Origin of the sequence: Paraburkholderia tropica, from assembly GCF_914484835.1 — a bacterium.
GTDB classification, from domain to species: domain Bacteria; phylum Pseudomonadota; class Gammaproteobacteria; order Burkholderiales; family Burkholderiaceae; genus Paraburkholderia; species Paraburkholderia tropica_A.
On the sequence record NZ_CAJZAR010000050.1, the window covers coordinates 40,105 to 52,692 of the forward strand.

Annotated in this window: 12 protein-coding genes and 1 tRNA gene; 5 read left to right on the forward strand and 8 right to left on the reverse strand. The window is 65.8% G+C overall.

Features of this window, described 5'->3' with window-relative positions; all coding sequences use genetic code 11:
• Positions 1 to 57: 57 nt before the first annotated feature.
• From LDO54_RS17355 to LDO54_RS17380, 6 genes are all read right to left on the reverse strand, one after another.
• Positions 58 to 507: a very short patch repair endonuclease gene (locus LDO54_RS17355; protein ID WP_224011924.1), complete on the reverse strand. Its 450-nt coding sequence runs from the start codon at positions 505 to 507 to the stop codon at positions 58 to 60.
• A 34-nt stretch (positions 508 to 541) separates the two neighbouring features.
• Positions 542 to 1,987, reverse strand: coding sequence for a DNA (cytosine-5-)-methyltransferase (dcm, locus tag LDO54_RS17360; RefSeq protein ID WP_290371101.1), 1,446 nt, complete (start codon positions 1,985 to 1,987; stop codon positions 542 to 544).
• 219 nt (positions 1,988 to 2,206) lie between these two features.
• Positions 2,207 to 2,506 carry a hypothetical protein gene (locus LDO54_RS17365; protein ID WP_224011925.1) on the reverse strand — a complete coding sequence of 100 codons (300 nt, stop codon included), beginning with the start codon at positions 2,504 to 2,506 and terminating at the stop codon, positions 2,207 to 2,209.
• Between the two features lie 268 nt (positions 2,507 to 2,774).
• Positions 2,775 to 3,062, reverse strand: a complete 288-nt coding sequence (locus LDO54_RS17370) for a hypothetical protein (protein ID WP_224011926.1) — start codon at positions 3,060 to 3,062, stop codon at positions 2,775 to 2,777.
• 198 nt (positions 3,063 to 3,260) lie between these two features.
• Positions 3,261 to 3,335: transfer RNA gene (locus tag LDO54_RS17375), tRNA-Arg, on the reverse strand.
• A 259-nt stretch (positions 3,336 to 3,594) separates the two neighbouring features.
• The gene (locus tag LDO54_RS17380; RefSeq protein ID WP_224011927.1) at positions 3,595 to 3,816 is read right to left on the reverse strand and encodes a rubredoxin; all 222 of its coding nucleotides are present in this window, start codon (positions 3,814 to 3,816) and stop codon (positions 3,595 to 3,597) included.
• 238 nt (positions 3,817 to 4,054) lie between these two features.
• Here LDO54_RS17380 and LDO54_RS17385 point away from each other — a divergent pair, with 238 nt between their 5' ends.
• Positions 4,055 to 4,465 (forward strand): DUF4399 domain-containing protein, encoded by a 411-nt coding sequence (locus LDO54_RS17385; protein ID WP_224011928.1) that lies wholly within the window; start codon positions 4,055 to 4,057, stop codon positions 4,463 to 4,465.
• 152 nt (positions 4,466 to 4,617) lie between these two features.
• On the forward strand, positions 4,618 to 6,546 hold the full coding sequence (locus LDO54_RS17390; protein WP_224011929.1) for an ATP-binding cassette domain-containing protein: 1,929 nt from the start codon (positions 4,618 to 4,620) through the stop codon (positions 6,544 to 6,546).
• Positions 6,547 to 6,577: 31 nt separating this feature from the next.
• On the opposite strand, the gene LDO54_RS17395 is transcribed toward LDO54_RS17390, so the two are convergent.
• Both LDO54_RS17395 and LDO54_RS17400 read right to left on the reverse strand, forming a co-directional pair.
• Positions 6,578 to 6,889 carry a HepT-like ribonuclease domain-containing protein gene (locus LDO54_RS17395; protein ID WP_224011930.1) on the reverse strand — a complete coding sequence of 104 codons (312 nt, stop codon included), beginning with the start codon at positions 6,887 to 6,889 and terminating at the stop codon, positions 6,578 to 6,580.
• A gap of 38 nt (positions 6,890 to 6,927) precedes the next feature.
• The gene (locus LDO54_RS17400) at positions 6,928 to 7,218 is read right to left on the reverse strand and encodes a nucleotidyltransferase family protein (RefSeq protein ID WP_224011965.1); all 291 of its coding nucleotides are present in this window, start codon (positions 7,216 to 7,218) and stop codon (positions 6,928 to 6,930) included.
• A gap of 379 nt (positions 7,219 to 7,597) precedes the next feature.
• Between LDO54_RS17400 and LDO54_RS17405 the strand changes: the two genes are divergently transcribed.
• The 3 genes from LDO54_RS17405 to LDO54_RS17415 all read left to right on the forward strand — a co-directional run bounded on the left by LDO54_RS17405 (position 7,598) and on the right by LDO54_RS17415 (position 12,563).
• A complete protein-coding gene (locus LDO54_RS17405) occupies positions 7,598 to 9,589 on the forward strand; it encodes a DNA topoisomerase IV subunit B (protein ID WP_224011931.1) in 1,992 nt (663 codons plus the stop codon).
• 47 nt (positions 9,590 to 9,636) lie between these two features.
• On the forward strand, positions 9,637 to 11,955 hold the full coding sequence (parC, locus tag LDO54_RS17410; RefSeq protein ID WP_224011932.1) for a DNA topoisomerase IV subunit A: 2,319 nt from the start codon (positions 9,637 to 9,639) through the stop codon (positions 11,953 to 11,955).
• 149 nt (positions 11,956 to 12,104) lie between these two features.
• Positions 12,105 to 12,563 (forward strand): DUF4149 domain-containing protein, encoded by a 459-nt coding sequence (locus LDO54_RS17415; protein ID WP_065063706.1) that lies wholly within the window; start codon positions 12,105 to 12,107, stop codon positions 12,561 to 12,563.
• Positions 12,564 to 12,588 lie beyond the last annotated feature (25 nt).

Sequence of the window (12,588 nt, forward strand, 5' to 3'; positions counted from 1 at the left end):
CCGCGTCGCGCGGCGGCTTGCCGCAACGTCGCCCCTGCGCGCGCCATCGTGCACGCCTCACGCGCGCGCTTCGAACCACGCGCCTTGTCCGCTCTCCAGCCACGCCGCGAGCCGGTCGACGACGCCCTGCGGATCCTGCGCCGCGCCGCGCAACGCGCACTCCCAGATCACGGCCACGCGCCAGCCCTGGGCGGCGAGCGCGGCGATGGCTTTGGCGTCGTTGGCGCGGTTGCGGCCGATCTTGTCGCGCCAGAACTCGGGGCGCGTGGCGGGCCACTTGAATAGCGCGCAGTCGTGGCCGTGCCAGAAGCAGCCGTGCACGAACACGGCGGCGCGGTAACGCGGCAGGACGATGTCGGGGCGGCCCGGCAGCTCGCGCACGTCGAGGCGAAAGCGAAAGCCGCGCCGGTGCAGCAGGCTGCGGATCAGGATTTCCGGCTTCGTGTTGCGCCCGCGAATGCCGGACATCATCCGGCTTCGGGTGGCGGCATCCACGACGTCGACCATGCGGATTCGTCCTGGCGTGCGTGCGAAGGTCCGCTCAGGCCGAGGCGGCGGCTTCGGCGGAGGCGGGGGAAGACGCTCGCGCGCGGCGGTGGGCGGCTTTCACGACGGGTTCGGCGGCGGGTTGGGCGGCGGTATCGACCGCGGCCTGCGTGGCCGATTTGGCCGCCTTCTTCGCCGCACGCTTGCCGGCGGGGGCCTTCGCGAGCAGCGCGTCGAGATGCGGCATCATCGTGCGCGCCACTTCGCGCATCACCGGCATCACCACGCTGTTGCCGAACTGGCGATACGCCTGGGTGTCGCTGACGGTAATGCGGAACGTGTCGGGAAAGCCCATCAGGCGTGCGCACTCGCGCGGCGTCAGGCGGCGCGGACGCAGCCCTTCGCCCTGATGCACGAGGATCTCGCTGCCGTCCTTGTGATAGCGCGCCGACAGCGTGCGCGTGACGCTCTCGGGAAACGCGAGGCCGTATCCAAAACCGTTGCCCGCCGCGCGATGCTTTTCGGCGTATTGCTGGAGATAGGCCCAGAGTCCCGGCGTCAGCGTGTATTTCGGCTGCACGCGGCGCGCGGTGTGATCGAAAAAGCGCTCGCCGTCCCACGGCAGGACGGGCTCGCTGCCGTCGGTGCGATGCAGGATCGAGGCGAGGCGCGGTCCGTCCTCGGGCAGGCCGAGCGCGTCCCACGAAAACGAAGTCGGCTCGCGAAACCCGGCGATGATGATGCGCTCGCGATGCTGCGGCGTGAAATGACGGCCGTCGATCACGCGGTAATGCACGTCGTAGCCCAGTTCGTCGCGCAGCACCTGAAGGATCACGTCGAAGGTGCGGCCCTTGTCGTGTGACAGCAGGTTCTTGACGTTCTCCAGCAGAAAGGCGGCGGGCCGCTTTTCGGCGATGATGCGCGCGACGTCGAAAAAGAGCGTGCCTTGCGTGGTGCACTCGAAACCGTGCGGACGGCCGAGCGCGTTCTTCTTCGAGACGCCCGCGATCGAGAACGGCTGGCACGGAAAGCCCGCGAGCAGGACATCGTGATCGGGCACGTCGGCGGCCTCGAATGCGGTGATGTCGCCGACGAAGGCGTGGCCTTCGGCATCGGTTTGCGCGTAGTTCTCGAGATAGGTCTTCTTCGAGAACGGATTCCACTCGCTCGTCATGACGCAGCGTCCGCCGTGCGCCTCGAAGCCCATGCGGATGCCGCCGATGCCCGCGAACAGGTCGACGAAACGAAAGCGCGCCGGTGCGGCGCTGGCGTCCGAGGCGGCGCTCCTGACGGGTTCGGCGCTGCGCAGCAGTTCGCGCAGCGCGGCTTCGAGCATGGCGGGGCAAGGCGTTTCGCCTTTTTCCCACCGGCGCACGGTCTTGACGTCCTTGCCGACATGGGCGGCGATCTGCTGCTGCGTGAAGCGCTGACGTGCCTGCGCTAGCAGGTCTCGCGGTTGGGCCGGGTGCACGAAGTCCTCTCTGGGTATTTTGGCGGACATTATGACCGATGGTCGACCCGCGGCACCAGGATTTCCGGGCACGATCACGCAGACGCGTGCGCGCCACGCTTGTGACGTGGCGGCATTGCGGCGGATTTGCCGCGGCGCGTATTCGTGAAGCAGCGCGAAAAGCCGCGAAAAATCGCGGGAAAACGGCGAAAAACGGTGGAAATCGGTGAAAAACAGCGCGAAGCGCTGGCAGCCGTGAAGACGCGCGGATCAGTGGCGCGCGGCGATGCCGATGATCTGCTTGGCGGCCACGGCGGCGGACGTCTCGGCGTTCAGTTCGTGGAGATCGAGCTGGATCAGCAGACTGTCGATCTTGGCGAGCTGGCCTTTGTTGACGTGGCCGGTGTCGAGCAGCCGGTGCAGGCGCGAGCGCCAATAGGTGACGGGGAGGATCGGGCCGCCGAAATCGCCCGAAAGCGAAAGCGGCATGACGCGCCGAATGTGCGCAATGTCCTGGTCGATGAGATTCGACATCAGGTGGCCGGCCGGGAGGGGACGTGTCGTGTCCATGTCCGAAGATTACGACAGTTCCGACCCTAACTTAAGGGTCGCATGTCCCGGTATTTACCCTAATGCGCGCGCCGCGCTCAGCCGAGAATCAGCATGGCCAGCGAGGACGCGACCATCGTCGCGAGCGCGGCGATCAAGGCGAATACATACCGGGACGTCATGATCATGGTCTCCTTTTCGTGCTGGAGACCATCGTAGGCGAAGCCGCGCCGCGTGACCGTTAACAATTGACAAACCGCTGTCAGAACTCGCGCGCGGCGTCGTGCGCTTATTCCTCGGGCGTGTCGGACGTGTCCGCTTCGACCGGCGCCGGGCCTTGCGCCGCGCCTTCGAGGAAGCGGCGCGTCGCCTCGAACGAAGCGAGCATCTGCTCGGGCCAGGGCGTTTGCAGCATCACGGCCTGATGGTTTTCGAACGCCGAGTTCAGCAGCTTCACGAGTTCGGGCGAACTCAGATGGCGCAGCAGCACGCTCACGGCGATCGCGGTGGCCTGGCTCGCGCCGGCCGTCTGCAGTTCCGAATGGGTGAGGGCGGCGACTTGCTTGTGGATGTCCATGGTGAATCTGCCTGGAAAAAATTAAACGCGGTGGAGGCGAAATGGGCGCGCCAGCGCCAACGCAATCCGTAGCCAGCACGACGAAATGGAAACGCCGAGGGCGGCGGATGGGGCAAGAGCGGAAAACGGCGCGCAGGACGCGTGCCGCGGGAAACGGTGCGGACGGCGCAAGCGAGGCGAACGGTCTCGCGCGTGGGCTGGTCCCCCTGGCAGGAATCGAACCTGCATCTAGCGCTTAGGAGGCACTTGTTCTATCCATTGAACTACAGGGAGCGGTCAGGTCCGCTGCGAGGCGCATGCGCCGGGCTCCGCCAAGCCGCCATGTTTCCCAAGTCACCCGTCATGGCGCGGAGCTGTCGCACGCGTCGCACAGTTTGGGGCGGCCCGGAATGGACGCGGATCGAACCGCGGCCGGGCTGCGCACCACGTGCGACGCAGGCGCAAGAGTATAGCAAACACGCTCCGGCAGGAAAGCACCTCGAAACCGGCGCCGGTGCGAGATCCGGCCAGTGTGCAGGCGCGCGCGTCCCGATCAGAACTCGACGACGGCGAATTCCGCCTTGCCCACGTCGCAGAGCGGGCAGCGCCAGTCTTCGGGGATATCCGCGAAGCGCGTGCCGGCCGCGATGCCTTCGTCGGGCAGGCCTTCTTCTTCGTTATAGATCCAGCCGCAGATCAGGCAGACCCAGCTCTTGTATTCGATCACTTCGCTCACAACACACCTTTCGTTCAATTCGATGCCGATGCCCGTCATTTGCCCCCTTTTGGCGGGGCGATGGGCGACCCGCGATGTTACCGGAAAACGCGCGGCGCGCCGAAAGCGGGCTCGGCCAACGTGTCGCAGCTTGACGGCGCGCAGTCACGGACGCGGTGTATGCTGGGTCGCAAACAAAAAATGGATCGCAAACCGGCGCGCGGAAACCGCAGGGCTGACCACGAGCAGTCGACAACACCAACACAACACCCTCGACATCCTTCTCAGGAGCATCACGATGACTCGCAAAATCTGGCTGGCCGGCGCGGCGTTGAGCGCCTTCGCAACCTTGTTCGCGGCAAGCGGCGCGGCGCGCGCCGAGGGCGTCTATTTCGTCGAGCCGAAAGACGGCGCGACGGTCAGCAATCCCGTGCACGTGAAATTCGGCGTCGACGGCATGACGGTCGCGCCCGCCGGCACGACCACGCCGAACACGGGCCACCACCATCTGCTGATCGACGGCAAGGCGCTGCCGCAGGGCGAAGTCGTGCCCGTCAACGAAAAGTCGATCCACTACGGCAAAGGCCAGACCGAAGCCGACGTGACGCTGCCGCCCGGCGATCACACGCTCACGGCGCAGTTCGCCAACGGCGCGCACCAGTCCTACGGCCCGGCCTGGAGCCAGACGATCACGGTGCATGTGAAGTAATCCGCGCAACCGCATGACGGCGCGCGGACGGGCGGCCTGACTGGCAACCGAACTGGCAACCAGATTGGCAACCGATTTGGCAACCACAAGCCCGGCCCGCGCGCCCCGGTACAATACGCGCTTGCTCTCCAACGCAGGCCACGGTCCCCTCCATGTCGCTTTACACCATCACCGGCGCGCAACTCGCGTTCGGCCACGTCGCGCTGCTCGATCACGCGGACTTTTCGCTCGAAGCCGGCGAGCGCGTCGGCCTGATCGGCCGTAACGGCGCGGGCAAGTCGTCGCTGCTCACGATCGTCGCCGATCTCGCGAAGCCCGACGACGGGCTCGTCACGCGTCAACAGAATCTCTCGACCGTCTACGTGCCGCAGGAGCCCGATTTCGACGTCGAGGCCACGGTGTTCGACACGGTGGCCTCGGGTCTCGCCACGGCGCGCGCGCTGCTCGACGAATACGACACGGTCGCGCATCAGCTCGCCGACACGCCCGAAGGCGCCGAACACGACGCGCTGCTCGCGCGCATGAACGTGCTGCAATCGTCGCTCGACGCGGCCGACGCCTGGAGCTGGCGCACCCGCGTCGCGACCACGCTCGCGCAGATCGGCCTCGACGGCGACGCGCGCGTGGGCGCGCTCTCGGGCGGCATGCAAAAGCGCGTGGCGCTGGCGCGCGCGCTGGTCGTGCAGCCCGACGTGCTGCTGCTCGACGAACCGACCAACCACCTCGACTTCGACGGCATCCGCTGGCTCGAAGAACTGCTGGTCTCGCAGCGTTCGAGCCTGCTGTTCATCACCCACGACCGCGCGTTTCTCGACCGCGTGGCCACGCGCATCGTCGAACTGGACCGCGGCAAGCTGCTCTCGTATCCGGGCAACTTCACGCAGTATCAGGAGCGCAAGGCGCAGCAGCTCGAAGTGGAGCGCGTCGAGAACGAGAAGTTCGACAAGCTGCTCGCGCAGGAAGAGGTGTGGATCCGCAAGGGCGTGGAGGCGCGCCGCACGCGCAGCGTCGGCCGCATCGCGCGGCTCGAGCAGATGCGCCGCGATCGCAGCGAACGCCGCAACGTGCAGGGCAACGTCAAGCTCGACGTTTCGCAGGGCGACAAGTCGGGCAAGATCGTCGCCGAACTGACCGACGTGACCAAGCGTTATGGCGGGCGCAGCATCGTCGATACGTTCTCGGCGACCGTGATGCGCGGCGACAAGATCGGTTTCGTCGGTCCGAACGGCGCGGGCAAGACCACGCTGCTCAAGCTGATTCTTGGCGACCTGAAGCCCGACGAGGGCACGGTGCGCATCGGCACCAACCTGCAGGTGGCGTACTTCGACCAGATGCGCGCGCAGCTCGACCTCGAAAAGAGTCTCGCCGACACCATCAGCCCGGGCAGCGACTGGGTCGAGATCAACGGCGCGAAGAAGCACGTGATGAGCTATCTGGGCGACTTCCTGTTCGCGCCCGAGCGCGCGCGTTCGCCCGTGAAGTCGCTGTCGGGCGGTGAGCGCAACCGTCTGCTGCTGGCGCGTCTGTTCGCGCGCCCGGCGAACGTGCTGGTGCTCGACGAACCGACCAACGACCTCGACATTCCCACGCTCGAACTGCTCGAAGAACTGCTCGCCGATTACGACGGCACCGTGCTGCTCGTGAGCCACGACCGCGCGTTTCTCGACAACGTGGCGACCTCGGTGATCGCGTCCGAGGGCGAGGGCAAGTGGCGCGAGTACGTGGGCGGCTTCAGCGACTGGCAGACGCAGAGCGCGCGCTCGCAGGAAATCGCCGAAGCCCGCGCGCCGAAGGAAGCCGCGCCGGCCGCCGCCGCGCCCAAGGACAGCGCGACGGGCCGCAACGCGCAGCGCAGCGTGAAGCTCTCGTTCAAGGAGCAGCGCGAGCTGGAGGAACTGCCCAAGCGCATCGAGGCGCTGGAGACGGAGCAGAAGACCATCGGCGCGACCATCGAGGAAGGCTCGATCTTCGCGAAGGACGCGCAGGAAGGCACGCGTCTGAGCGAGCGTTATGCGGCGATCGACGAGGAATTGCTGCTGGCGCTGGAGCGCTGGGAGGAACTGGAGGCGAAGCGGAAGTGATGGGGAAGGCGGCCTGATGAGGGCCGCTTTTTTATTCCACTTTCAATTTCAACAGCTTGCGCTCCAGGTCGGGCACCCACGTTTGCACGGTGCTCCAGACGATGCTTGTGTCGACGGAAAAATACGCGTGCGAAACTCGATTGCGCATGCCATAAACGGCTTCCCACGGTATTTCCGGGTGAGCGGAGGCAAACGCCGGGTCGCCGCGCATGATATTGCGGGCTGCTTCGCCGATGATTTCCAGGTTCCGCACGACGGCGTCGATCGCCATGGGTGCCGCTTCGAAGCTTTCCTGTGAAAGCGGCGCGACGTAGCTGCGAATACGGTCGACAGCGTCGAGCATGTGCTGCAGGTAATCCGGCGTACGCAGATTTTCCTTCCTCATACCGGCACCGAGTCCGCAACGACGCGCTCGCGGAATTTTTCCGGCAACGCTTTGGGTGTCAGCACGTCGACCTTCACGCCCAGCAGCGCTTCCAGCCGCAGCTGCATTTGCGCGATATCGATCAGTGTGGTCTGAGGAGTCGGATCAACGAGCAAATCCAGATCGCTCCCCTCATCGTCCTCGTCGCGCGCGGACGAACCGAACACGCGCGCATTCGTCGCGTGATGGCGTGCGACGATTTCGCGGATTTCCGCGCGATGCGCGCGCAAAGCTTCGGACGGTCTCATGACAGCTCCAGGCTTCCCCACATTCCGGCAAAGGTTGCAACGAACAGTCCACCCCGATCCGGCGCCGGACGCGGCCCGAAAACGCCGCGATCTTCCGCGCCAAACCCCTTCCAGCAAGCGGCCCATTCTACGCGAAGCGCGCCTTGCGCCGCCCCTCGGCCGAACGGCCGACCTCTTCGCAAATTGCCGCGCGGTCCCAAATCAGTACAATACCTCGCGAATACGGTGGACCGGGCACGCGCGCCGCGCCTGCGAGCCAGGCGAGCAGCCCGTCCACGCCCTTGTTTCGTTTCGATTTTTTTGAACGCTCAACGCGTTTTCCACGCAGATGTCCACAGGACCTGTGGACAAGCGCGCGGACAACCCCCTGTGGATCACCATGTCAACGAAGAAGTCCAACGCTGGAAACAGTGGCTATAGCGAAGCGTCGATCAAGGTGCTCAAGGGCCTCGAGCCCGTCCGGCAGCGGCCGGGCATGTATACGCGCACCGAGAATCCGCTGCACATCATCCAGGAAGTCATCGATAACGCCTCGGACGAGGCGCTCGGCGGCTACGGCAAGCGCATCACGGTGACGCTGCATGCCGATCATTCCGTGTCCGTCGAGGACGACGGCCGCGGCATCCCGTTCGGCCTGCATCCCGAAGAGAAGGTGCCGGTCGTCGAAATCGTGTTCACGCGCCTGCACGCGGGCGGCAAGTTCGACAAGGCCGCCGGCGGCGCCTACACGTTCTCGGGCGGCCTGCACGGCGTCGGCGTCTCGGTGACCAATGCGCTCTCGACGCGCCTCGACGTGACCGTCTGGCGCGACGGCAAGGTCGCCGAACTCGGCTTCTCGAACGGCAACGTCACGAAGCCGCTGACCTCGCGCAGCGCCTCGCGCGACGAAAAGAAAACCGGTACGCGCGTGACCGCGTGGGCCGATCCCAAGTATTTCGACTCGCCCAATCTGCCGCTCGGCGAATTGCAGCGTCTGCTGCGCTCGAAAGCCGTGCTGCTGCCCGGCGTCGAAGTCACGCTCGTCATCGAGAAGACCGGCGAGCGCCAGAGCTGGAAGTACGAAGACGGCCTGCGCGGCTATCTGCTCGAAGGCATGGGCGGCGCCGATCTGCTGATCCCGCTGTTCGAAGGCGAGCGCTACGCCGACGCCCGCACGACCGACGACACCTTCGCCGAAGGCGAGGGCGCCGCGTGGGTCGTGGCCTGGAGCGAGGAAGGCTCGCTCACGCGCGAGTCCTACGTCAACCTGATCCCCACGCCCGCGGGCGGCACGCACGAAAGCGGCCTGCGCGACGGCCTGTTCCAGGCGGTCAAGAGCTTCGTCGAGCTGCACAATCTGCAACCGAAGGGCGTCAAGCTGCTGCCCGAAGACGTGTTCGCGCGCGTCTCGTTCGTGCTCTCGGCGAAGGTGCTCGATCCGCAGTTCCAGGGGCAGATCAAGGAGCGCCTGAACAGCCGCGACGCCGTCAAGCTCGTCTCGTCGTTCTCGCGTCCGGCTTTGGAGCTGTGGCTCAACCAGCACGTCGAGCACGGCAAGAAGCTCGCCGATCTCGTCATCAAGCAGGCGCAGGCGCGCACGCGCGCGGGCCAGAAGGTCGAGAAGCGCAAGAGCTCGGGCGTGGCCGTGCTGCCCGGCAAGCTGACCGACTGCGAAGCGACCGACATCGCGCGCAACGAACTGTTCCTCGTCGAGGGCGACTCGGCGGGCGGTTCGGCGAAGATGGGCCGCGACAAGGAATACCAGGCCATCCTGCCGCTGCGCGGCAAGGTGCTCAACACCTGGGAAACCGAGCGCGACCGCCTGTTCGCCAACAACGAAGTGCATGACATTTCGGTGGCGATCGGCGTCGATCCGCATAGCCCGGACGAGACGGTCGATCTCTCGAACCTGCGTTACGGCAAGATCTGCATTCTCTCGGACGCGGACGTCGACGGCTCGCACATCCAGGTGCTGCTGCTCACGCTGTTCTTCAAGCATTTCCCGCAGCTGATCGAGCGCGGCCATGTGTACGTGGCGCGCCCGCCGCTGTTCCGCGTCGACGCGCCCGCGCGCGGCAAGAAGCCCGCGCAGAAGCTCTACGCGCTCGACGAAGGCGAACTCGAAGCGATTCTCGACAAGCTGCGCAAGGACGGCGTGCGCGAGACGCAATGGAGCATCAGCCGCTTCAAGGGTCTCGGCGAAATGAGCGCCGAACAGCTCTGGGACACGACGATGAATCCCGACACGCGCCGCCTCTCGCCCATCCTGCTCGGCGACCTCGACTACGAGTCGACCGTCGCGCGCATGACGATGCTGATGGGCAAGGGCGAAGCGGCTTCGCGCCGCTCGTGGCTCGAAGAGAAGGGCAATGAAGTCGAAGCGGACATCTGACCGCCTCCCGCTCACCCGCCCGCACACGATTACGGACTGATTGAAACATGGACGATCTCTTTGCTGAAGTGAATGGCGCCGCGGAAGGCGGCGACTCGCTCACGCTCGGCCACTACGCGGAGCGCGCGTATCTCGACTACGCCGTGAGCGTGGTGAAGGGCCGCGCGCTGCCCGACGTCTGCGACGGCCAGAAGCCGGTGCAGCGACGCATCCTGTTCGCGATGAACGAAATGGGCCTCGGCGACAACGCCAAGCCCGTGAAGTCGGCGCGCGTGGTCGGCGACGTGCTCGGTAAGTACCACCCGCACGGCGACCAGTCGGCGTACGACGCGCTCGTGCGTCTCGCCCAGGACTTCTCGATGCGCTATCCGCTCATCGACGGTCAGGGCAATTTCGGCTCGCGCGACGGCGACGGCGCGGCGGCCATGCGTTACACCGAAGCGCGCCTCACGCCCATCGCGAAGCTGCTGCTCGACGAAATCGACATGGGCACCGTCGATTTCATGCCGAACTACGACGGCTCGTTTCAGGAACCCAAGACGCTGCCCGCGCGTCTGCCGATGCTGCTGCTCAACGGCGCGTCCGGTATCGCGGTCGGCCTCGCGACGGAAATCCCGTCGCACAACCTGCGCGAAGTCGCGGCGGCGGCCGTGGCGATGATTCGTAATCCGAAGCTTACGCACGCGGAGATCATGGAGAAGGTGCCGGGTCCCGATTTCCCGGGCGGCGGCCAGATCATTTCGAGCGAAGCGGAAATCGCGGCGGCCTACGAGACGGGTCGCGGCAGCCTGAAGGTGCGCGCGCGCTGGAAGATCGAAGACATGGCGCGCGGCCAGTGGCAACTGGTCGTCACCGAACTGCCGCCGAATACGTCGGGCCAGAAGGTGCTCGAGGAAATCGAGGAGCTGACCAACCCGAAGCTCAAGCTCGGCAAGAAAACGCTCACGCCCGAGCAGTTGCAGAACAAGCAGACCATGCTCGGCCTGCTCGACGCCGTGCGCGACGAGTCGGGCAAGGACGCGCCCGTGCGTCTCGTGTTCGAGCCGAAGACCAGCAAGATCGATCAGGCCGAGTTCGTCAATTCGCTGCTCGCCAACACGAGCCTCGAATCGAACGCCTCGCTCAATCTGGTGATGATCGGCGCCGATGGGCGCCCGCGCCAGAAGGGCATCAGCGAGATCATCGGCGAGTGGATCGGCTTCCGTTTCGCCACCGTCACGCGCCGCACGCAGCATCGCCTGGCCAAGGTCGACGACCGCATCCACATCCTCGAAGGGCGGATGATCGTCTTCCTCAATATCGACGAAGTCATTCGCATCATCCGCGAGTCGGACGAGCCGAAGGCCGCGTTGATGAGCGCGTTCGGTCTGTCCGAGCGTCAGGCCGAGGACATTCTTGAAATCCGTCTGCGTCAGTTGGCGCGGCTCGAGAAGATCAAGATCGAGAAGGAACTCGCCGAACTGCGCGAGGAGAAGGCCAAGCTCGAAGAACTGCTCGCGAACGAGTCGTCGATGAAGCGACTCATCGTGAAGGAAATCGAAGGCGACGCGAAGCAATACGGCGACGATCGCCGCACGCTGATCCAGCAGGAAAAGCGCGCGACGTTCGAAGCGCGCGTGGTCGACGAGCCGGTCACGGTCGTGGTCTCGCAGAAGGGCTGGGTGCGTGCGCTCAAGGGCCACGGGCTCGACAGCCAGAGCTTTACGTTCAAGGCCGGCGACGGCCTCTACGCGGCGTTCCAGTGCCGCACGCCCGACGTGCTGATCGCGTGGGGCAGCAAGGGCCGCGTCTATTCGGTCTCGGTCGCGCAACTGCCGGGCGGCCGCGGTGACGGCGTGCCGGTCACGTCGCTGATCGAACTCGAAGCGGGCACGCATCTGCTGCACTACTTCGCGGCGAGCGCCGACCAGGCGCTGCTGCTCGCATCGAGCAACGGCTTCGGCTTTATCGCGAAGATCGGCGACATGGTCAGCCGCGTGAAGGCGGGCAAGGCCTTCATGACGATCGACGAAGGCTGTACGCCGCTCGCACCGATGCCGATGCTGCCGGGCGCGATTCAGGTCGCGTGCCTCTCGTCGGGCGGACGCCTGCTGGTGTTCGGCCTCGACGAGATGAAGACGCTTTCGGGCGGCGGCCGCGGCGTCACGCTGATGCAGCTCGACGACAAGGAAACGCTCACGCAGGCGCTGGCGATCTCGGCGGCGGGCGTGGTGCTCGTGGGCACGGGACGCGCGCAGAAGCCGGGCGAGGACCTGATGGCGGGCGCGGTGCTGGCGCCGCAGATCGGCAAGCGCGCGCGCAAGGGCCGCGCGCCGGACTCGAAGCTCAAGGTCATCACGGGCATGCGCCCGGTGCTGCCGGCTTGAGTGGCGTAACTCAAGTGGCGTAACGCAAGTCACGTAACCCAAGTCGCGCAATTCAAGCGGCACACCTCCGGTACGAACGGCTGGCGGGCATGGAATAATGCCGCGGCGGTTCGTACCGGAATCTTTTTAAGCACAAGGAAATTTCAAGCATGGGTCACGCGATCGAAGTCGCGCTGTTTTTGCATCTCTTGAGCGTGGCCGTGTGGGTGGGCGGCATGGTGTTCGCGCACTTCTGCCTGCGTCCGGCGCTCGAGGATCTCTCGCCGCAGTTGCGCCTGCCGCTGATCGAGTCGGTGTTCAGCCGCTTTTTCAACTGGGTGGGCATCTCGATCATCGTGATCCTGCTCACGGGAGGCTTCCTGCTGATGCAGTTCGGCGGCGGTCACGCCACGTGGCAGCTGCACGCGATGGCAGGTCTCGGCGTCATCATGATGCTGATCTTCGGCCACGTGCGTTTCGCGGTGTTTCCGCGCATCCGCCGCGCCGTGCAGGCGCAGAAGTGGCCCGACGGCGCGCGCGCCGTGGGTTCGATGCGTCGCCTCGTGTTCATCAATCTCGTGCTCGGCGTCGTGACGATCGGCGTGGCGGCGCTGGCGCGCGGGTTCTGATTTGTCCTTGCCTTAACACGGTCGC

Coding starts and splice junctions, on each gene's coding strand:
- LDO54_RS17380 (WP_224011927.1), bottom strand. CDS start 3,816: ATGACGGGCATCGGCATCGAATTGAACGAAAGGTGTGTTGTGAGCGAA.
- LDO54_RS17385 (WP_224011928.1), top strand. CDS start 4,055: ATGACTCGCAAAATCTGGCTGGCCGGCGCGGCGTTGAGCGCCTTCGCA.
- dcm (WP_290371101.1), bottom strand. CDS start 1,987: ATGTCCGCCAAAATACCCAGAGAGGACTTCGTGCACCCGGCCCAACCG.
- LDO54_RS17390 (WP_224011929.1), top strand. CDS start 4,618: ATGTCGCTTTACACCATCACCGGCGCGCAACTCGCGTTCGGCCACGTC.
- LDO54_RS17355 (WP_224011924.1), bottom strand. CDS start 507: ATGGTCGACGTCGTGGATGCCGCCACCCGAAGCCGGATGATGTCCGGC.
- LDO54_RS17395 (WP_224011930.1), bottom strand. CDS start 6,889: ATGCTCGACGCTGTCGACCGTATTCGCAGCTACGTCGCGCCGCTTTCA.
- LDO54_RS17405 (WP_224011931.1), top strand. CDS start 7,598: ATGTCAACGAAGAAGTCCAACGCTGGAAACAGTGGCTATAGCGAAGCG.
- LDO54_RS17365 (WP_224011925.1), bottom strand. CDS start 2,506: ATGGACACGACACGTCCCCTCCCGGCCGGCCACCTGATGTCGAATCTC.
- LDO54_RS17400 (WP_224011965.1), bottom strand. CDS start 7,218: ATGAGACCGTCCGAAGCTTTGCGCGCGCATCGCGCGGAAATCCGCGAA.
- parC (WP_224011932.1), top strand. CDS start 9,637: ATGGACGATCTCTTTGCTGAAGTGAATGGCGCCGCGGAAGGCGGCGAC.
- LDO54_RS17370 (WP_224011926.1), bottom strand. CDS start 3,062: ATGGACATCCACAAGCAAGTCGCCGCCCTCACCCATTCGGAACTGCAG.
- LDO54_RS17415 (WP_065063706.1), top strand. CDS start 12,105: ATGGGTCACGCGATCGAAGTCGCGCTGTTTTTGCATCTCTTGAGCGTG.